Below are 22,163 nucleotides of genomic sequence, written 5' to 3' on the forward strand. Positions count from 1 at the left end.
TGGAAAATAATTTTTCGCGCTATTTCACGTTTTTATTGATGCCGGCGATTATTTTTTCAGCATTTTTGGTGAATGTATTCAAATCAGTCTTGTTTGTTAAGTAGTTTTGCAATTCAACCGGCATGTTTTTGTCCAAGACAGGATAATCCCGGTAGAACGGTGCATTTACTGACTTTTGAATAATTGTATACAGATTACTTTTCCATTCCGCATTAATTTTATTAAAATAATCGTTAATAACCGGGAGCTTCCCCCATTTGGTCGCTGCGTCAATTTGTACTTGTTCATCCATTAACGCTTCTTGAATAAATTGAACAGCAAGGTTTTGAGCTTTGGAAGCTTTCGGCACAATGATTCCGGCGGTAAATGCATAGGAACCGTTTTTGTCGGAACCTGGAATCGGAATAACGGTTGTATTTCCTTTTCCAATCGTTGGCTCGGCTTCTGCTGCAGTGGAACCGCTTTGCAGGAGCATCGCTACTTGCCCGGCGCTGAAATTATTGCGGCCTGCATCTTTGTTCGTAAACGTATCAATAGAGAATACCCCTTCGTCCGCTCCTTTTTTCCAAACATTCAAGATTTCACTCATTTCCGGCGTATCGAAGGTCAACACTTTGTCATCTTTATAGAAGCTTCCCCTGGCCGCTTGCTCTACGGCAATAAGCGTGGACTGCGCATTCGGGCCCCATTGAATCGTCATGCCCTGCTGGGTCACTTTATTGGCGTCTTTCTTTGTCAGCTTCTTGGCATATTCATAAACTTCCTGCCAACTCTTAGGCACGATCACGTTACCTTGCGTGTCTGTTAACCCCGCTTCTTGAAACATCTTCTTATTAACATTGATCGCATAAGTTTCCAAACTAAACGGTATGGCAAATTGAAAACCGTCTACATCCCCATATTTCAGTGTAGTTCCAACAAACTTATCTTTTGCCGTCGCACCTGTAAAAAAGTTCGTCTTGTTAAAATCAACCAACAAATCTTTGGCCAGATATTGCACAGCTTCCTGTGAACCGTCAACCATTACGATATCGGCATCCGTTTTGTTCTGACTCCATTGTAATGCGAAGTTTGCCAGTACGGTTTTATCCGGATAGGGCTGGAGCACTACGTTGATATCGGGATGCTTTTCTTTGAATTTGGCTACTGCTGTATTGATCTGCAGCTTTTCGATCATCCATGCGTCAGGTGCTATTTTTAGCGTTTTTGGTTCAGCACCGGCAGGTGCACTTGCATTGCCAGAATTCGCAGGGGCGTTTTGTTGGGCATTTGAACAAGCTACTGTAAAAATAAGTGCGGAACATACGCTTAATATGGCAAAAGCTTTAACTTTATTTGTGTACATCGTTTTTCCTCTTTTCTATTATTTTTACTGTTATTAGCCTTTAATTGATCCTTGCGTGATGCCTTCGACCAATTGACGCTGAAATAAGATGAATATGATAATTGGCGGGAGCATGGACAGAACTATTACGGAAGATAATGTGCCAAACGCCCAAGCCTCCCCTTTAAACAACGTTAGGCCTACTGTTAAAGGCATCGAATTTTGATCCGTTGACAGCGTTTTGGCTAGCGTGTATTCCCCCCAAATGTTGTAAAAAGCATGGATGATGATGATGACCAAGCCGTTTTTGGCAATTGGCAGCATAATGCTCCACCAAGTTCGGAGTACTCCGCACCCATCCATCTCTGCAGATTCTTCAAGCTCCTTGGGGATTCCAACAAACGTCCCGCGCATAATAAAGATAGCAAATGGGAGAACAACGGCGACATTGGGCAGAATCAAGCCCAGCTTCGTGTTTAAGATTCCAATTGCATTTTCCATGATATACATGGGAATGAGGAAAATAGCGAGCGGCATGGTAATGATCAATAGAAGTAATACGAGTAAAAACTCTCGGCCTTTAAAAGGAAGCCAGGCCAAAGCGTATCCAGCTAATGCGCTCAAGATCACGACGAATAAAACGCCCCAAAACGTAATAACGACACTGTTTAGGAAGTAATCGATAAAATTTCCCGTAAGGATATTCGCATAGTTATTCAACACGAATTGTTTGGGAAAAAAAGACTGCGGAACTTGTAAAATCTCCTTATCCGTCTTGAATGAATCCAATAAAGTGTATATGAATGGAGTAGCTATAAAAACGGCTACCGCAATTAACAGTAAATAATTGATAAGTTTCATAGGTGCGGTTCTGGCCATAGCTTCTCCCCCTTATGCATGGTCCTTTGACCTGTTAATATAGAAATTAATTAATGCAAACGCCATGGTTATCACCCCAAGAATGTAGGCCATGGCGGAAGCGTAGCCCATCTCGAAATTAGTAAAAGCTGTCTGATAAATTTCCTGATACATGACCATGGTGGAATTTCCGGGTCCTCCGTTCGTCATAACCATCGGTTCTACAAACACTTTTAAACCATGCAGGATTGCCCACAAGCCAGTCAATACGTAGGTCTCTCTTAAGTTAGGAAGGATGATGTAGAAAATTCGCTTTAGTCCGCTAGCCCCGTCAATTTCGGCTGCCTCCAAAATTTCCTTGGAAATCGATTGAATCCCGCCAAGAAAAAGAATGGTTTCAAAGCCTACAGTCGCCCACAATCCGACACCTATAAGACTTCCCATGGCAGTTGGCCCATTATTGAGCCACGGCTTAGCTAAAAATGATAGATTCAGTACATCCCGCAGAATGTAGTTGAGTAGGCCGTAATTCTCCTGTAGAATCCACATAAACACTAACGCGGACAATGAAAGCGGTACTACGATCGGCATAAAAATGATCGTGCGCAATATTTCATTCCCCCGCTTAATATGGAAGAGAAGCAAGGCAACAGATAATGAGAGAAGCATAATTAAAACAAAATACCAAATACCGAAGGTGAAAGTGTTTTTCAGGGCAACGAGTACATTGGCATCTTGAAAAGCATTAATATAATTTCGAATTCCATAAAACTGTGGAAAGCTATCATAAACAAAGTTGAATTTGTTTAAACTGATAAAAAATGAATAAACCAGCGGATAAATCATAAAAGAAAAGATGAAAAGAAACGCCGGTGAAATAAATAATATTCCATAGATTCCTTTTCGTTTTTGCATCGCTTTCACCCCCCTTTGAATTTTTAATGTAAGAATCCGAAAGACTCTGGCAACGTCCAACCAGAAAAAAACTTACAGTAATCGATTTCTTTTTATGTAGTAATCGATTACTATGATGCCAGATTCACCTACATTACGAGCACTACTTTAGCTACTTTCATAGATAAATACCTTTCTGATCCTCACACAACCTTAATTCGTTGGATTCAGTGACAACAAAAGTTATATTTGTGTTATATTTATAGAAAATCACCCCCAAATAAGCGTAATTTTAATTATAAAGTGTTACATAATATAACATAATTTATTATAGCATAAACTTACAAAAGACAAAAAGCTTTTTTATTCAATTAATTTTTATTTATAAATATTATTAGAAATCGATTACTGTACATATATACGATGCATAAATTATCAATTTTCTCTTCGGGGACTTGATGTAAATGAATTAGAAAAGAGCAGTTGCCGTGGCGAACTGCTCCCATTGTAGTTCAACTAACGTTATTACTTTAGAGCTTAATAAGGAGAGTAGTTTGCTTACGACACTCCCTTATCCTTCTTATTCTGTATCTCTCGCGGGTCGCAATCCGCCATTGGAAAGCAATTTAGTCTTACTTAATTGACGTCAGTGCCCCAAACGGGGTTGTGTACCCTTGAGCCGCTTTCAGCACCTCTTCTACCCGTTCGCTGTCCATGGAGCCGTAACGTTCGACGGCATCCAAGATTTTCGGAAACAAGCGAACGTCGCCTGCGGTGGCGAAGCCGGCGATACTGGGGAACGAAAGTATGAAATGGACGCAGGCATCGATCACGTCCTGCATGTCGAACGGTTCGTACCAAGTGGTATATGTACGCGGTTGTTCCACCGCCCAAGGCCCCTTGGCAATGGCTTTGATGACGCGAAGAGCGGCCCCGCTTTCCCGGGAAGCATCCACCAGTCGATCAAAGTCCCGACGATAGTCCGGCAGCGAATACAAATGATAGTTAAGCGGCGTCATCACGGTATCGAACGGGAACCGACGCAGCGCCTCTGTATGAACAGCCGGCGCCTCATGACCGTGACCGGTAATGCCGATCGCCCCGATAAGCCCTTCCTCTTTCGCCTCGAGCAGTGCATCAAGCGCGCCTCCCGGATACGTGCATAAATCCAGAGTTTCCATGTCGCCTACGGCGTGCAACTGCAGTAGGTCGACGTAATCGACTTGCAGACGCTCCAGAGAGCTGTGAAATTGCGCTTTCGCCTGCTCTTTCGTTCGCTCGGCGGTTTTAGTAGCAAGAAAAATGTCAGAGCGGATCTTCGGCATCCACGGGCCCATTCGCAGTTCGGCGGTGCCGTTGCTGTAGCCCGCAGCGGTGTCAAAATGATCGACACCGTGTTCCAGTGCAAGAGATATGGAAGCATCGGCTTCTTCCTGCGTCACCTTTCCCAGACTGGCAGCGCCAAACATGACGACCGAGGTTTCTCGGCCAAGCCGTTTATACTGATGTTTCATCATTCTTGATCTCTCCTAGTTATCTTTTGCTTATCGTTTAACCAGCCCCAGAAATTGAATTAACTCTATTTTTTCCATGCTTGTGGATGATTATCATTCACAAAATCAAAAAATGCCGCTTTTGCATTCATTTCCACCTGTTCAGGGCTCTTGCATCCCGGAATAACACAGGTTACGGCTGGATGCTTCAAGCACCATGCCAAAGCCCACTCCGCCATGTTGGCTCCTTGCGGCACTTCTTTTCGTTGAATCTCTTCAACTCGCTTAAGCTTGATCACTGTTTCTTCTAGGTCGTGTCTGGACCTGACATCATTCTCAGGAAATATGGTTCCCGGTTTATACTTTCCGCTTAAGTACCCACTGGCGAGCGGTACACGCGCAAGCACACCAAGATCTTGACTATGACAAGATGGAAACACTTCGCTTTCAGGACTTTGATCGAGTCGATTGTAAACAACTTGTATGGTTTTTGCATTTATTTTCGTTGCAGAATCTGTTTGATGCAAATTGCCTTGACCGTCCTTAGCGATGGAAATCCCAAGGTGCCTAACCTTCCCAGCTTGCACCTGTTTATCCAACATCGTCCACAATTTGTCATTATCAAATACTTCATTTGATCCTGAATGGAACTGATATAAGTCAACATATTCAGTTTTTAAAGCTTTTAATGAATCCTCCAACTGCTGCAAAACTTCTTCCGCCGACCAATAATTTTTTGAAGGATTCTTATTATCCAAATGATTATGGCCAAATTTTGTCGCAATGACCCAATCTGCTCGATTTTTCCGGCTTTCTATATATTGGCCAATAAAGCTCTCGGAAAGATGATGACCGTAGCATTCTGCTGTGTCAAGTAAATTAATTCCGATATCTCTAGCCTTATCTAGAATAGCATTGACTTCGTCCTGGGCGAAATCCTTCCCCCAGGCTCCACCAAACTGCCAAGTGCCAACTCCTATAACCGATACCTTAAGTTCCGTCTTTCCAAGTCTACGGTATTTCATAGATCAACAACTCCTTATATATCAGAAATAGTTTGTGAATATCGCTTATTAATTAAGTTGTGAGAGCTACTCTTTGATCCCGCTAATCGCCATCGTATCTTTCAAGTGTCTTTCAATGAAAAGGAAACCAATTATGGCTGGAAGAGCGATCAACGTTGAAGCCGCCATCAACAATGGCCAGTTTGTGCCGTATTCATCCTTAAATAAGGATAACCCCACAGTAACGGTTCGCATTGTTTCCGTGCGCGTTACGATCAGCGGATACAAGTAACTGTTCCACGACCCTATAAATGTGAAGAATGAACATACTCCCAGCGCCGGCAAAGAAAGAGGAATGAACACGTAACGAATCAAACGGATAGGACCACACCCGTCGATAATCGCCGCCTCTTCTAAGGCTCTCGGAATGGTGTCAAAAAATTGCTTTAGCAAGAAAATGATAAATCCATTAACTACAAACGGTACAATTAAAGCCGGATACGTATCCACCCATCCTAGCTTGCTAAGCAGAATGAATATCGGCAGTAGCAGCACTTCACCCGGGATCATCAACGTACTGAGTACGACAAAAAACAATGCATTGCGCCCGGGAAAGTTGGCACGGGAAAAGGCAAATGCGGCAGGAATTCCGAATAACAAGTTGCCTATTATGATAGAAAAAGCGACAACAAGGCTGTTCATATACCAACGCAAGAATGGCCCGGCCTTTTGTACTAACAAGTAATTTTCAAATTTCCATTCATGAGGAAATATGGTTGGAGGCCATGCGATCGATTCGGGTTGACTTTTCAAAGACGTTAGTAACATCCAAATTATTGGGAAAGCGACCCCACCAGCCAATAACAATTTAAGACTTATGAATAGCAGTCGTTTTACCAAAACTATAGGATAAGCATTCACTGATAATACACCTTCGATCCAATCCAACGTTGTTGTGCATAAGTAATAATCCCGAGCAATACCATGATCACAATTGCGATCGCAGAACCGTAGCCGGTATGAAAAAATTCGAAACTTTGCTGATACAAGTAATACACAACTACGTTGGTGCTATCTAACGGACCTCCGTGAGTCATCAGGTCTACTTGCGCAAAAACTTGAAATGAGTCGATCATGCCTAGGACAAGACAGAAAAACAGTTGAGGTCCGAGAAGGGGGATCGTAATTCGGGTTGTGTGAACCCAATAGGATGCCCCATCCACTTTGGAAGCCTCTTGATAAGAGGAATCCAATCCCTTAAGTCCAGCCAATATGATGAGCATAAAATAACCGAACTGACGCCAGACCGAAGGTATAGCTACCATACCCATGGCCGTCGCCGGATCGTTTAGCCAGCTTTGCTTCTTCCAACCCAATTGTTCGAATACGTAATTCAAAATGCCGAAATTCGGATCTAATATCCATAACCAAACTACAGATACAACTACAATGCTGACAACAAAAGGAACGGTGAATGTCATTCTGAGCAAGGAGGATAACAAGCCTTTCTTCTCGACGATCAGGGCTGCGCTTAAAGCCAAAACGATTGTTGCAGGAAGGGTCATCAGGATATACTCGCATGTATGAATAAGAGCTTTTAGAAAATCCTCATCATGAAATAGTTCCACATAATTCCTGGCCCCAAGGAATTTCGCCTTATCCGCAATACCGTTCCAATCCGTTAAGCTAATCCACGCAGCATTGGCAGTAGGATAAAAAACAAACAAAATCAGCATGAAGATGGAAGGTATGACAAATACAAACGGCATCCAGCGGTAGAAGCGTATACCTGCCATATCGGTCACGCATTGAATTGCTTCATACGGTTTTCTAATGATTGAACCGCTTCACGCTGACGATCTGGAGGTCCGAACTCAAAAACGCCATATCCTTCAAATCCGATTTCATCTAAAGCTTGAAAGAAATTGTCCCATGGTATTGTACCTTGACCAATCGGAAGATGCTCATCTATCATCCCGCCATGATTGTCGTGAAGGTGAAGGTGCTTGATGCGGCTTCCCAATCGACGCACCGCTGCAGCAACATCAAGTCCGGCATGATAGCCATGTCCTACGTCAAAGCATACCCCTTTAAGCTCCGATGTCCATTCATCATGAAGCTTGATCGTCCCCTCTAGAGTCCAGGTATCTTCAAAATGCACATTCATTTTGGGCAGATTTTCGACAGTCACCCGAATTCCGTGCTTGTCACCAAATTCCCCAAGCGCTTCAAATACGCTAAGCTCGCGACGTTTCATCTCAGGATAATACTCAGCCGGGAAAAATCCCGTGATACCGGGATGAACGACGACTAACGAAGCTCCAATTTTCTCAGCCATCTCAATGGATTTAATCATATCTAGTCGTGCCGCTTCAAATACCGTTTGGTTCATGGAAGCGATATTGACGTCTCGGAAAGGGGCATGAACCGTATATTCAATACCGTATTCTTGCTTAATCCTATTAAGCTCTCGAAGATGAGCGTCATCCACGATATTCATAGAAAAATCAACGGATAATTCAAATGCCCGGATGAAAGAGGAAGAGCTTCTGATCGTATCCAGATTCATGATGGACGTTGCAACAGCAGGTATAATTTTCATAATCGATAACCCTCCATTAATTATTATTTGTTTAAAATTTTGTCAGCTTTATCGGCAGCAGCCTGCAAATTTTCTTTAGGGGTTCCTTTGCTAAGCATACTGGATTCAAAGGCATCCGTGATAATGTTGGAAATCTCCGGATATGCAGGCAGCGTCGGGCGAGGACGGGCATTTGGCATTTGCTGAGAAGCGAAGCCACGGCGAGGATCTTCTTTCAGCCAATTTTTCAATGTGTCTGTGTCCCATGCGGCTTGAATTCCCGGCATATAATTGGAAATGCTTGTCCATCTCGCTGCGCCTTCAGGGCTCGCCCACCATCTCGCCAGTTCGGCAGCAGCCTTTTTCTGGTCGTCCGGTGCATCTTTAAAGATGCCTAAATTATAACCGCCCAAACTAAAGACTTGATCTCCCATTGTCGGAAACTGGGCAACGCCTACATCAAATTTGGCTTTATCGATTATTCCGAGGAAGGCGGTCGAAGATTGCTCAAACATAGCAACTTGGCCGGCAGCAAACATATCGGTGAGTTGGTTCACAGCGCTATCCGTCGGAACCATTTTGGCCGATTTCGAATTCAATAGCTTCAAGTAGTTGTTAAATACATTTGCAGCAGCATCCGAGTTGAACGTCGCTTTTTTCCCAGCCTGGTCAAACAACTCCGCCTCCCCTTGCCACAAACGAACTTCAAGAATCCAGGGAGCACGTGATGGGAATCCATAGCCGTATACATCAGGTTGACCATCGTTATTCGTATCTTTAGTCAGTTTTTTGGACACTTCGATTAATTGATCCCAAGTCTTCGGCATCTCAGCGGGCGTTAGGCCGGCATCTTTGATTAAGTTCGTATTGTAATAAAGTACATTCGAATTGTAACCCATTGGAACCGTGTATAATTTTCCATTAAATGAATTCGCTTCACGAATACTAGGAATGATCGAATCTCCAAGAGTTTTCGCTTCTGCGGCTGTTACCAAATCGGCAATGGGGGCCAAAGCACCGTCGGTTGCCAACCGGCCCATCAAGGTTGTCTCAAGCTGTACGGCAGCAGGAGGTTTTTTTGCAGCAACCGCTGAGAGCATTGTTTGGAGCATTGCGTCAAAAGGAACCTGCACCGATTTGACTTTAATATTCGGATGTGTCGCCTCGAATTGTGACAGAAGTTCCTTTACTTTATCCCCAAGTGGTCCAGAGAAACTATTCCAAAACTCAATATTAACAACCTTATCCACTGCCACTGCCGGCGCCGGAGCGGACGATTGCGCCTGCTGAGTTCCAGTGTTATTCGGATTTCCGCCACATGCCGTTACAATCAAACTAAATGATAGCAACGTTACTGTCATCTTCACATTTACATTTTTCAACTACATTCGCCTCCACAGATTAATATCTTTTGGAATCTCGAGATTCCAGTCCAATATCTGGTCTTTCTTTGTCATGGCCATCGGTTATCGGCGCCACAATGACATCGTTGATTTTTTCTCGAATCTTGTCCAACAGATATTCAGGCGTTCCATCATCTGTTATAAGGCAATCAATATCTTTATGTTCCATCCCTAAAAAAAGTCCGTTTCGATTCATTTTGGAAGAATCAGCTAGAAGGATGACTCGATCGGCCTGCGCTGCTACGGTTTGGGCTGTCTGCATCGGCTCACTCTTGGAGAAATAACAGCCTTTAGCGTTAACACCCAAACAAGAGAAAAACACTTTGTCAAAATAGTAGCCCTTTAACTCAGTAATCAGCTTATGTCCGAAGGTCATTCCTTCATCTCCAAGCTCCCCACCCACTAAATAGATCGTTATTCGTCCTTTAAGCTGCTTTAAAATCCAGGCAATATGGAATGAATTGGTCACAACGCTTAATTCGATATCTACAGGTATAAATTGGGATAATATAACACAGGTTGTGTTCCCATCAATATAAATTCTGTCTCCGCTTTCCAGCAGCTTTACAGCTTCGTGAACAATAGCCTCTTTTAGATTTTGCTGAAATAAAATCCTTTCGTTAAAGGGCATCTCAAAGGTGCTTTGCTCTCGTTTAACCGCTCCGCCATAAGAGCGTTTAATCAGACCTCTTTCATCCAAATACCGCAAATCCCGACGAATTGTTTCCACGGAAACTTCGAATTGTTTCACTAATGCATCTACTTCGACACTACCATTTCTTTTTATCGCCTTTACAATCAAGTTGCGTCTATGAATGGTTGTATTCATTAATTAATTTGCCATTCCCTCCTTATTCATTTAAAAGTTTTAATGTTTCCATAAAATCGGCAAGCTCATCTAATGAGCGTACCTGTAAATCCCAAGTGTTTGTTTCATTGGATTCGTAAGGAGAAACCCAAACTGTCCGACCGCCACAATGTTTGATCGGGTATAAGTCATTCCATGCATTATCGCCAATCGAGACAATCTCATCAAACGCAAGTTGTTCTTTACGAATCCAGGCTTGCAAGTGATCAGGCAATGTTGCAGGCTTGCCGCCATCAAAAATGTAGCTGTCAAACATACCTTCAAGCCCTACATGGCGAACGAAATTAAAACCGGTCGAAACAGGCGCATTCGTAATCAATATTTTGCGAAAAGCTGGGGATTTCAAGTTATTCAAAGACTGGACAAGTCGCGCATGTGGTTGGAAACCTTGGGGAGAAATCATCTCTTCTCGAACCGCAAGAAAGGCCGTTTGTAGTTGTTCGTCTGTTAGACCCATTCGATGGGAAAGAACCTTAATAACCCCCCATTCGTCACCTACATAATGAATGTGGCTCTGATGTAAGCTTATAACATTATCTTCTTCAAGCAATGATTTTAACGATTCTCCATCCCATGAAAACTTGCTTACAACGGAATTGCCTTCTTGATGCAGTATGACATTATTCAAAGAATCGTAGAACGTCCCTAACTTCACGGCGTGACGTCCTTCGAGAATATCGATGGCTTCTTTAATGAATACATCGACTTTGCTTTGGTGCCTGGTCTCTTTTACCAAATGACTCATGTAACGCGAGATAAAATCATGATCATGGTACAAAGTGCCATCCAAATCCAATACGAGCAGCCGAATCCTTTTCATCCAGCCATGTATGTCCGAGCTATTAAAATTATTCAATCTTCTCTAACTCCTCTCTTGAAACTTATTGTTATCTTAGCAATGCTGTATAAGTTGAGTGTTAAAGACACGATAAAAAAATGTAACGATCTTGTAGTAATTTAATATATTTTTGACCGTTTTCCTGTTCTACGGTCATCTATTTCAATCATGACAATTAAAAGTATCTCCGATCAGCACTTCTTGAAGCAGGAAATCCCCCTAGAACTACTTGCTCTAGAGGGGACATTTTAACCCATTACTTCTTTATTGCTTTTAAAATGACAGTTACCGCTTCTGCACGTGTTGCATTTGATGTTGGTCTGAATGTTCCATTTCCATAACCATCCATTATCCCATTTGCAGCAGCCGTGGCCACTGCTGATTTTGCCCATTCGGAAATAGTTGAGCTATCTGTAAATGTATTTTGGTTAGTTACCAATGGCAGTTTCGCCGTACGAACAATCATTGCAGCCATTTGCTCACGAGTAATTAGGTCGTCAGGTCCGAAAGAGTTGTCGGTATAGCCCGATATGATTTCGTAGGCCGCTGCCGTTTCAACTGATTTTTTCGCCCAATGATTTACAGTATCCGCAAATGCCCTCCCGCTTTTTTCACCAAGCTTGAATGCTTTTACCAATACGACTGCAAATTCGGCACGGGTGATGTTTTTCTCAGGACCGAAGGTTCCATCAGGGTATCCTTCAATAGCGCCTGACTTAATCAGTTCACGAATGCTATTTTCTGCCCAATGTCCCTTCATGTCGGAAAGATCTACAGAAGCTGGCGTTGGTAGTTCAGGATTAGAAACTTCTCGATTTTCCATTGCTAAGACGGCAAACTTGGTAAAATGATCTACAGTTCCGGTTACGACAGCATTTTCGATATCCACTTGAGGATTATCCAATGCAGTCCACTTGCGCGCTGTCTCGTCAAACCAATAAATTGAGATCTTGGACTTTAGAGTGTCAACCTTCGTTTTATCGAACGGCAACGTAATTGACACAGGCTTGGTAAATTTGTTCTCTTTGTCTTTCTTAACTTCAAAAATGTCGCTAATCAATTTGAAAGAAGCATCTGGAGCTAAGTCAGCAGTACTTGTCACTTTATCAACGGTGACCTCGATGTCGGTATCAATTGTAGCTGCCGGAATTACGATCTTGATTCCATTAATGGAAACCGTTCCTCCGGAAGATGCAGAGATCATACCCGTGTTAATCGCTGAAGTACTACCACCCGAGTCACTAGGTTGGGTTGCTGGTTGACTGGCTACTGGCGTATAGCTGACAAATTGGGTGAAGTGCTTTGTCCAAATCACCAAGTCGTTGCCTACATTGATTTTAGCCTCACCATCAGCGGCAATTTCTTTATCCGCAGCCTCTTGAGTATCTGCGCTGACTGTGTTCGTAATCTGCGCTACGACTCCTTCTCTAACAAACCCGGCTGACTTACCTGCCTGGTTCGGTATTAACAACCTTACAGCCTTATCAAAGGTTAGTGTCATATTCGGTAATCCTACCTCGATGACTGCACTTACATTTCCGTTGCTAACCGATATGCTGTTATTGGGTTGAACCTCTGGAAGTTTAATCGTTCCATCCCAAGAAGTGGGCGCCGAAATGGTTGTCCCCGAAGCGAAAGATACATTAACTTCTCCAAGTGTAGTAATTGCCTTTGCTTCCACTAACGGCAGCTTAGCCTGTTTAGCAGTCCCTGTTAGAACAGGTGCGACTTGGATGCTTGCATCGGTCACTCCAGTTGGAATGATCAAACTTAAAGGATCAGTTGATACTTGTACCGGTGTATTGGTTACTGTTTGAGAAACAGCTCTTGTGATGAATAGTTGATAAATTTTTTCTGTTGTTTCGTCTTCCGCCGTCACTTTAACCGTGATGGTATTTAATCTGTCGGTTAGATTTATCTGCTTATTGCTTACTGCTTCTCCATTAATTTCTAGGGTAGCATGAGTGTCATTCGCAATTGCTGTAACGGTAACATTGTTCACACTGTTTCCTACACTTACCGCATATTCTGTTTTGTCTGCCGAGAAATTAATGGTTGAGTTGCTTAATTGCAGAGCTTTTAAGTTAGCGTTCGAGCTTAAAGGTAAGCTCCGATCCATGATAATATCTACATTGGCGGCAACGGTGTCCGCCGTCACGCTTACATTTTCTACACTGCCGCTCGTATACCCGTCCTTGCTCGCTGATAAGGTATAGCCCGTACCCTCCGGAACACTGATGATGATGTAACTTCCATCACCGGACGTAACGGCCTTATACTCAATTGCGTTAACGGTCAGATTCACAGTCGCTCCCGGAACCGGAACGCTACCGTCTGTTACAGTTCCGCTGATTGTGCCATAATCTGAAGATGCAAATGTACCCTCTGCTACAAGCAGTCCATTCTGCGCATTTACATATACTTTGTAGTCTGTCAAATCTGACAAAGCGCCGGCCGTGATGGAAGCGGAGAAGTTTCCGCTTCCATCAGCTTTTGCTTGCCCCATTGCAACGATACCAGACGTAACCGTATTTACTACTCTTAGCGTATATTCTTGATCGTTTGCAAAATGGATTCCGCTAACCGCTACTACTCCATTCGCATAATTCGCAGTAATTGATGAAACAACGACTGCTAACGCTGTACCGGTAAGGAACGATAAATTTAACGCCACCAATAAGATGAATACTGTGATTCGATTTTTCATACATTCTCCCCCAGCTCCCGAATTATTCGCTTGCCGTGCTGCTATGAGCGTAAATTTCCACACCCAATTCAGCATCGGCAAGGTTTGGCATACCGCTAGCAAGCCACGATTCGATTCGGGTACCGGCCGTTTGATAGGAGACAGTTAAATTGCTGCTTTCGGCAGAAATCATGATAACAGATACTTTTGCACTTACGCCTGTTCCTTCTGTCAGTTGAACCACAACGTATTTACCCGTTCGGTCGAAGGATGGGTCAATGCTGAGCGTCCTCGTATATCCTGCACCTCCGGTTCTTTCCGAACCAATGGAGAGAAGAGGCGCATACACCGTGATTGTAAAACTGCGAGTGCTTGTATTATCATTACTGTCTGTTGCCGAATAAACTACAGTATAGGTTCCTGTTTGCCCAGGTACAAATATGTTTCCTTGAAGCTGAACTGGATTATTAGCCGGGTCCGTCACTGAAACTCCTGGTATCAAAGCACTTCCTGCAGCATCAGTTGCAGAGCCTGCGGGTAATGTAATGGATTGACCTACAATACCTTCTTGTGGCACTTGATCGACAATAATATTCGGTTTACTATAGCTTGCTTCTATGGAATAGACAGCTTCGGCGCGATTTCCGGAACTGTCGACAGCTTTGTATTTCACCGTATAGGTGCCCGACTTCGAAATATTCAAGTTATTATCCATAGCAACAATTCGATTTCCTTCCGGATCCGTCACAGATGCATATGCGAACACCTTATTATCCACATTGTCCGTAGCAGAAGCTATCGACAAATGTACAGTGTCGTTTAAAGACGCCGTTACAGGAAGAGCAGCATCCAGAGTAATGACAGGCGCATCAGTATCTATTGATGTGGAGTTCTTGAGACCGAACGGTTGGATCATCGTTTGACCGCCAGGACCGTACATTCTAGCCCTTACGTATTGGTTGACTCCAGGTGTAGTATCAACGTTAATGACATTTCCTTCAGCTACTTTCACGCCATTAGCGGACACCCATTCGATCGTCGTTGCATCGTTTACACCAAGCGTGATCGTTCCTGCTGCCTTATCTACATTAATATTGTTAATAGTGGGAGCAGGTATTCCAGGATTTGTCTTATTATCATCTTCGCCCATTACGACACGGTAGGAGGAGAAATACGTTTGCCCATTGATTAATGCCTCTCTGGCCCCATCTTGGCTTTTTTCATCTAGCAGCAGCATTGTCCAGCCTGATCCAAGAGAACCTAGACCGTCACCATGCGTATCGTCGGAACCTGTTCCCCAGATGTTGCGGTTCGGCATCGTTCTAGTCAGGAGCATATCCCAAATCTTTTCACTTTGATTGTTCGTGAATTGTCCCGCATTTAACACCTCAATGCCTCTGACCTGAGGATTTGACAACAAATTCAGATTGTTGGTAGGATCTTGTTCTGCGCCACTCGTTCTTTTCGGATGCGCGATGTAGAGGAAACCACCCAGATTACCAACATTCACTATGTTCTGATCCATTCCGTTCGTAACGTCCGGGCCTTCGCCTTTTCGATCAAAGTAAGTAGAAAAATAGCTCAATATATGCGCATTTTTACTTAGTTCATTACCAGGAATCGAAATAAGCGGAGAGTCTGATAAACCAAAATTGCTCCATGGATAGGACACATAATCATGATCCGTAATGGCTACCGCTCCATATCCTTGGCTTTGATACACGGGAATTCTCGAAGCGACTGTGCCGGAAACACCGTCATTCCACTCTCCGATTGGAGCATTCGTATTGACTGTGTGGTTATGTAACGCTGCTTTCACTTGATGTGTGGTGGACCAATTGACCCCTTCATATGGGTTAATAATATCCCATTTCGGATCAGCTGCATCAACTTCGATGTTAAACGATTGTGTTGCATTCTTCGTTCCGCTGTATACGGCTACGTTAATGGTGTAATTCCCTGAAGTTAATACGGCATCTTTAACAATCAAAGCGTTATTCGAAATGTTGAAAAGATTGTTATTCGATGAAAGATCGGTTCCAAGTGAATAATTATAGTTTCTTCCATCTCCGCCCTTCGCCGACATTGTTGCCACTGTCGCATTGGGAAGAACATTGGTTTTACCATTCTGTAAAAAAGGTGCTGGAGTTATCTCGAAATCTTGAATTTCGGTTTCTTGCACTCGAACGGTAATGCTCGCTTTTAGATTGCTAGTATTGGTAATCGTAGTTGGAAGAACAAGCGTACCCTCGAGCGTATAGTCACCAAGCGTTGTTAAATCGAGATTGGATTCAACCCAATCAACTGCAACATATTTCTGTCTGGTGTCGCCAAGCGTAACCGTAAGAGCGTCTGGGAGAACCAAGTCGCTCATATCGGAGCCTGCAGGAGCAACCAAATCAGCAAGAGTGCTGACGGAGTAAACATTGCCGGCTACCGAGTCTGTATCTGAATTGTAGTTGAATTGTTGTACCGCTCCATAATAGCCGTTTTTGCCGACAACTGCTTTAACGACTGTATTTACTGGAATTTTAAAAGGGGACGTATATTGCTTTGCCGTTTCCGATATCGACGGATCACTTCCATCGGTAGTGTAGTAAATGAGACTCCCCATCGCACTCCCGGCCCCGTCACCACTTTTGACAATCGTAACAGCATTCCCGGATGTAAAGCTAGATGGTTCCGGCGTAACCTGTAGCGAAACATTTCGGAAATCGTACACGACTGCTCCGCCGCCTATTTGACCGTTTATCGTAGTGGAACCCGTGATAACGTAAACACCGCGATAGATCCCGATCCCGCTCGATTCGGCTGCTGTTATTGTAGAATCTTTCAAGGTAATAATATTGGAAGCCGTATTCGTGTAAACTGCACGACCTTTGATTGTCGTGATCGTGGCATGGTCCAGATTCACCTTAATATTAGGACCTACCGCATCAATGGTATAACTGCTTGTATTGGATAACTGAGACTCGATCTTCGCGCCAATAACATTCAATGTAGCGTTGTCTCTTACAACTAACGGATGGCCATTACCCGTTGAAGGCTGCAATACTGTGATATTGCCTCTAATCGTTAAAATGGCGCTAGGCTGAACATTAATTCTATGATCATTCAGGTTTAGGGTAACTGGAGACATCGCAACAAGTTCAACATTGTTGCCAATGTTTATGTCATTGCTAAACCTTATGTCAGCGTCAATTTGAATGATTACCTTCTCGGTCGCTTCCTGAGCACTCGCAACTTCCAATGCCAATGCTTCAAATGTCGTTACGTTCGCATCCGCATCCGCATAAACTTCACCTACATGAAACCCTATCATATTAAAAGCAAACAATGCGATTAACAAAACGTGAATCCATTTCTTACCTGTACTTTTAGTTATCAAATTCATCCTACTCCTTGCAAAGTATTAGTGCTCACACCGGCCTTTACATCATTGGTCATTGCAGACTTTGGAACTAACGCTTGCAATGCAATACCCGTTGTAAGCAGCAGAGGTATTATCTTTTTTTATCTTTTGCGAACATGTTCTTTTAGACCCTTTACTAAAACAACCGTTCAACAAACCAATAAGCACCGATAAGTCCAACTAAACTCGATAAGACATAGCTTGTTTTAAGCAGCCACTTTATTTTCGTCAAGTACCATACAAGCGGAAGGAGAACGGCAAGCACGACGATTTGCCCCAATTCCACACCCAGATTGAACGAAAACAAGGACAAGGCGAAATGACCGCTTAACATCCCTTGAAGGATATAAGAAAACCCGAAGCCGTGGATCAATCCAAAAATGAGGGTAACCAGCCAGCGCCACTGCAGCTTCTTCCATACAATGTTTTCTACAGCTACATATACAATACTTAGTGCGATCAAGGGCTCGATAATGTCCGGCGGAATCGTGACCACTTCCATGATCGACAAGGCCAAGGTAATGCTGTGCCCGATTGTAAAAGCCGTTAAAATTTTCAAATACTCTTTTCTGCTGCCGCCCCCGATAATAAGTACGACAAGAAACAGCATGTGGTCAATCCCCGACCATATGTGTTCCATGCCAAGACCCATGTAATGGAGCAAAATACTGGTCCAGTCCGGGACAGTTACGGTAATGGTGTTCACCCCTAGATTCTCAGGTGTCAGAATATGATTATCTTTCTCCACGACCGTTTCTACCGTGCGGTCTCCCGCTTTCATGGTAACGAAATTTTGATGCAGAGGGTCTTCTTTGTCGAAGAAGAAGCGGTAATCCAATTCGAAACTGCTGACCGGTTGAGCAAATGTGTAATTCAGATCGAAACGAACCATCGGTATTTCCTTATGACCCTCAAGCCTCACCTCCTTTATTTGAACCTCTCCGTCAACTCCCTCGTTCCTAGCCGACAAATTGTCTTTCACAAAGTCAATTAACATCTCTTGATAATTCAACACTTCCTCAGGCTCTACATACATATCAAGATCTGCGTCCAAATCCGGAAACACTTGCATCAGCTCATAAGGATCCAACAACAACGAATAATCTATCGTTTGGTCTTGAATGGTAATATCCGAATACGCAATTGTTTGAAAATGAGCTTGAATCGTGTTTGCCGACAAAGCACACCATAAAGCCATCAACAGTATTGCGGCAGCTCGGAGACAACTCCTTCGAATTTTTGGCATTCGTCTCCCCACCTTTTTACGTAGAATCTAAATTTTTCGACACTTCCTTCCGGAATGAACTGAATGCCGGGATAAGACTGCCGATCAAGCCGAAGACGAAAACAGAATTTTTTGGGACAAATGAATAAAATTCACGCACTAACAGAAATCGATTTCTTTCTAATCAAAAAAATATTTCTCTACGTTCATTTGCACCACGAGTTCTATCGATAAAGTACAAATAATTGAATATGTTATTCTCGCAATATAACTATTGATGAGAACCACCTAGCTTTTCCGGGAATTTAGATATCGATATCTATCAACCTTAAAAAATATTATTTTAATATCACTAGTATATAGCAATTTTTCATATGAAAACTTAAAGAATTGGTTAAGTTACAAGTCTGGTGGGTTCTGGTGTTAGGATTAAGGATCTGAAATTGGCAAGCTCGTCCCCCCTTCATTTTGTTTTCATATTGATTCCCATTTGATTTTTATATCGCGTAATCAATATTTGACAATCAACACTCGTTATTCCCGGAAGCACATAAAGTTTTTCCTTTCACCCATTTTGCCTGCAACAGTCTAAAGTGGAAGAAGGAGCACAATCCATTTAGAGCTGCAAGCAAAAGAAGTCGGTAGCATACATTTTTCAACCATCTATAGATAAATCCCTTATCAGACGCTCGTGTGGGATAAAACCAATCCACCATAAACGAAAGCGGCAATAATCACAAAAGCAGGATGGATTTTTCCTTTTGTTAATGCCCAGAAGGCGACAACGGAAATACCGAGAGATTGCCAAATACCAATCGTCCCTACGGAAACATCCGTCAATTCCCACGTCAATATTGCCATCATAATGGCGATTACCGGCTGTACAAGAAGGGTCATACCTTTCACTGCGGGAGATTGCCGGTAATGATTAAGAATCCGTAACATCACAATCAAAGCAATAGCTGACGGGACCACTGTCGCTATAGTCGCAATCAAAAATCCAATCCAACCAGCCGCTTCATAGCCGACAAAGGCAGCAATCTTAGTTGCGATCGGCCCAGGTAAAGCATTCCCCACAGCCAGTACGTCCGCAAATTGTCCGTTTGTCAACCATCCGTAATGATTTACAATCTCTTCCTGCATAAGTGGAATCGATGCGGGACCACCCCCGTATCCAAGCACGTTGGCTACAAAAAATCCACAAAATATATCCCACCAATTCATAAGGAAACCCCTTTCCCTTTATCGGATCTATTATGTTTTATACGTTCTGCGATTTTAAAATGAAATGCTCCGTAAGCCAGGAAGATGGCGACGACAATACCGGGGTGAATAAAGGATAGCAGCAGAAAAGCAATAATTCCAAAGCTGATCCCCACTATTTTACCAAGCCCCTTCCATGCTTTAGCGGCAAATTCATATGCCATCATTCCTAGCATAACCATAATTACCGGTCGTACCGCGTTGATCATCCCTGCAACAATGGGGGAGTGATTAAGGGAGTAAAGGAAGCCCAGCAAGGCAACCATTCCGACACTTGTCGGTAGAATATGTGCAAGTATCGCAATTACAGCTCCTATCGTTCCTTTTATGCGGTACCCAAGATATGCCGCCATTTTCGTCGCAATCGGCCCCGGAAGTGCATTGGCAAGAGCGAGAATCTCACCAAATTCGTCATCTTCCAGCCATTTGTATCTTATAACTGCTTCATAACGGATCAGTGGAATTACTGAGGGACCGCCACCGTACCCCAAGATACCTGTTCGGACCATAGCGATAATAAGATTAGTAACAGACATTGTATATATCATCCTTTTTTTCAGTTTCATTCCCACAAGACTTTTATTGAAATAGAGTCCGACAATCAAATCCCATATTAATCCAAGTTCAACTGATCATCTCATATGTCCCCTTCCGCGTAATATATACTAACAAAACATCTAAGTTTCATTGCTGAAAGTCCTATGGATACATGGTTATTGGCAATGTATTGATAATTTCAATATGCAGGATAATCATAACAACAACATTCTTTTTTATCAATATATAATAAAGTAAGTTACTTTATATAGATAAAACAACAATTACACTTTCTTTTTTATTAAAAAACTGTTGACTAAAATTTATGCCCTATGCTATTTTTGATTCGTGGAACATTATCTAACACGAATTCTAAAAAAAAGAAATAACGACCCAAAACAACAGTTATATGACTTTAAATGTCATATTTCCCGAAGTGAAAGTGTCGTTCAAAAGAGGTGAATTTAGCAATACTGCGTTAGTTAAGTAAGACTCTAAAAAAAAGATTAGGGAGTTGTCAAAATGAAAACAAATAAGCCTTTTGTAATTATTTTGTTGTTTGCCCTTGGATGGGCATTCATGTATGCCGATCGTAACATTTTGTCTCCTGTCATGGGGGTCATCGGCAAGGAATGGGGACTTGATAAAGTTCAACTGGGCTTGATGTCAACCGTGTTTTTTATTGCGTATGCTGCTATGCAAATTCCAGCGGGTTATTTGGCTGATCGCTTCGGGAGAGTTAAGGTCTTGGTCATCGGGTATATCATATTTGGTATTGGAACGCTTTTGAGTGGAGTTGCTCCCGGTTTCGCGATATTTCTCCTTTTCAGAGTTATAACCGGATTTGGAGAAGGAACCTACTACGGACCTGTATACGGAATATCTTCCAATGCCATTCCCGCCAAATATAGAGGTATCTCCTCCGCATTGATCAATAGCGGTATGGCAGTCGGTATATCTGTTGGCTTTATTGCGTCAAGTTACTTTACATTTACATTGAATAAACCTTGGCAGTTCACTTTCTATCTATTCGCAGGATTAACGATTATTGTTGCCTTGCTGATCGCTTTCTTTGTAAAAGATACTGTTAAACTCGATGCAAAATCTGCTGACGTAACGAATCAGCCAAAGTCTGATTTAAAACTTCTTTTCACCCGGAATCATATTCTAACGTATATTTTGATCTTTTGTTCCTTATACGGCTTCTTCGGAATGTTGACTTGGCTGCCCTATTATTTGCAAACAGTAAGAGGCATACAAGGCTCGCAAACAGGCATTATTTCTTCATTGGTTCCTTGGGCCTCCATTCCCGGGGCGTTATTATTCGCCTATATTTCCGATAAAGCCAAAAGTAAAAAACCGCTCATTTTATTTTTGGTACTTGCCGGTGCCTTCTGTCAATTTTTAATTCCCTATGCGGAAAGTTTTTCTCTAATGATCGTTGGCTTGGTCATTTACGGACTTGTTGGAAAATTAGCGCTCGACCCGATTCTTATCTCTTTTGTTGCTGAAAATACTCCGCCACATATGTACTCAAGAGCATATAGCTTCTTTAACTTTGCTGGGATGCTTTCGTCGATTTTTGCCCCATACATTACAGGTTACTTTGCGCAAGCTACCGGAGAGCTTCAAATTGGTTTTTATATATCGGGTGCATTATTATTGATTGGCGGTATTTTATTTATGCTTACGAAAGAGAAATCAGTCCAACCCTCCTTCTCTCCCGAAACAAAAGAGATCTTCGAAGGATAAGATATGACACTTAGAGTTCTTAAGG

General features: G+C 42.8%; 17 protein-coding genes and 1 pseudogene. 1 reads left to right on the top strand and 17 read right to left on the bottom strand.

Annotated elements, in window-relative coordinates; all coding sequences use genetic code 11:
- Window positions 1-19: 19 nt before the first annotated feature.
- The 17 genes and pseudogenes from AC58UW_RS01885 to chrB form a co-directional block, all read right to left on the bottom strand.
- A complete protein-coding gene (locus AC58UW_RS01885) occupies window positions 20-1,345 on the bottom strand; it encodes an ABC transporter substrate-binding protein (protein WP_497419027.1) in 1,326 nt (441 codons plus the stop codon).
- 33 nt (window positions 1,346-1,378) lie between these two features.
- Window positions 1,379-2,203 (bottom strand): carbohydrate ABC transporter permease, encoded by an 825-nt coding sequence (locus AC58UW_RS01890; RefSeq protein ID WP_497419028.1) that lies wholly within the window; start codon window positions 2,201-2,203, stop codon window positions 1,379-1,381.
- Between the two features lie 12 nt (window positions 2,204-2,215).
- On the bottom strand, window positions 2,216-3,097 hold the full coding sequence (locus AC58UW_RS01895; protein ID WP_497419029.1) for a carbohydrate ABC transporter permease: 882 nt from the start codon (window positions 3,095-3,097) through the stop codon (window positions 2,216-2,218).
- 611 nt (window positions 3,098-3,708) lie between these two features.
- Window positions 3,709-4,593 (bottom strand): aldo/keto reductase, encoded by an 885-nt coding sequence (locus AC58UW_RS01900; protein ID WP_497419030.1) that lies wholly within the window; start codon window positions 4,591-4,593, stop codon window positions 3,709-3,711.
- A 62-nt stretch (window positions 4,594-4,655) separates the two neighbouring features.
- Entirely contained in the window at window positions 4,656-5,594 is a 939-nt protein-coding gene (locus AC58UW_RS01905; protein WP_497419031.1) for an aldo/keto reductase, read from the bottom strand.
- 66 nt (window positions 5,595-5,660) lie between these two features.
- Complete coding sequence (locus AC58UW_RS01910) at window positions 5,661-6,314, bottom strand: carbohydrate ABC transporter permease (protein ID WP_497419032.1); 654 nt, start codon at window positions 6,312-6,314, stop codon at window positions 5,661-5,663.
- A gap of 176 nt (window positions 6,315-6,490) precedes the next feature.
- Window positions 6,491-7,369: a carbohydrate ABC transporter permease gene (locus AC58UW_RS01915; protein ID WP_497419033.1), complete on the bottom strand. Its 879-nt coding sequence runs from the start codon at window positions 7,367-7,369 to the stop codon at window positions 6,491-6,493.
- A 5-nt stretch (window positions 7,370-7,374) separates the two neighbouring features.
- Window positions 7,375-8,175, bottom strand: coding sequence for a sugar phosphate isomerase/epimerase family protein (locus tag AC58UW_RS01920; protein ID WP_497419034.1), 801 nt, complete (start codon window positions 8,173-8,175; stop codon window positions 7,375-7,377).
- Between the two features lie 23 nt (window positions 8,176-8,198).
- Window positions 8,199-9,536, bottom strand: coding sequence for an ABC transporter substrate-binding protein (locus AC58UW_RS01925; protein ID WP_497419035.1), 1,338 nt, complete (start codon window positions 9,534-9,536; stop codon window positions 8,199-8,201).
- 19 nt (window positions 9,537-9,555) lie between these two features.
- On the bottom strand, window positions 9,556-10,386 hold the full coding sequence (locus AC58UW_RS01930) for a DeoR/GlpR family DNA-binding transcription regulator (RefSeq protein ID WP_497419036.1): 831 nt from the start codon (window positions 10,384-10,386) through the stop codon (window positions 9,556-9,558).
- A 22-nt stretch (window positions 10,387-10,408) separates the two neighbouring features.
- Window positions 10,409-11,281, bottom strand: coding sequence for an HAD family hydrolase (locus AC58UW_RS01935; protein WP_497419037.1), 873 nt, complete (start codon window positions 11,279-11,281; stop codon window positions 10,409-10,411).
- Window positions 11,282-11,519: 238 nt separating this feature from the next.
- A complete protein-coding gene (locus AC58UW_RS01940) occupies window positions 11,520-13,970 on the bottom strand; it encodes an S-layer homology domain-containing protein (protein ID WP_497419038.1) in 2,451 nt (816 codons plus the stop codon).
- A gap of 22 nt (window positions 13,971-13,992) precedes the next feature.
- On the bottom strand, window positions 13,993-17,337 hold the full coding sequence (locus tag AC58UW_RS01945) for an FN3 associated domain-containing protein (protein WP_497419039.1): 3,345 nt from the start codon (window positions 17,335-17,337) through the stop codon (window positions 13,993-13,995).
- Between the two features lie 160 nt (window positions 17,338-17,497).
- Entirely contained in the window at window positions 17,498-18,559 is a 1,062-nt protein-coding gene (locus tag AC58UW_RS01950; RefSeq protein ID WP_497419040.1) for a HupE/UreJ family protein, read from the bottom strand.
- Between the two features lie 490 nt (window positions 18,560-19,049).
- Window positions 19,050-19,148, bottom strand: a pseudogene (locus AC58UW_RS01955) (AsnC family transcriptional regulator); the annotation flags it as partial.
- A 119-nt stretch (window positions 19,149-19,267) separates the two neighbouring features.
- Window positions 19,268-19,810, bottom strand: coding sequence for a chromate efflux transporter ChrA (gene chrA / locus AC58UW_RS01960; RefSeq protein WP_497419041.1), 543 nt, complete (start codon window positions 19,808-19,810; stop codon window positions 19,268-19,270).
- Complete coding sequence (gene chrB / locus AC58UW_RS01965) at window positions 19,807-20,385, bottom strand: chromate efflux transporter ChrB (RefSeq protein WP_497419042.1); 579 nt, start codon at window positions 20,383-20,385, stop codon at window positions 19,807-19,809. The genes chrA and chrB overlap by 4 nt, the downstream gene beginning before the upstream one ends.
- 523 nt (window positions 20,386-20,908) lie before the next feature.
- On the opposite strand from chrB, the gene AC58UW_RS01970 reads away from it, so the two are divergent.
- Window positions 20,909-22,138: an MFS transporter gene (locus AC58UW_RS01970; protein WP_497419043.1), complete on the top strand. Its 1,230-nt coding sequence runs from the start codon at window positions 20,909-20,911 to the stop codon at window positions 22,136-22,138.
- Window positions 22,139-22,163 lie beyond the last annotated feature (25 nt).

Source organism: Paenibacillus sp. J22R160 (genome assembly GCF_059692135.1).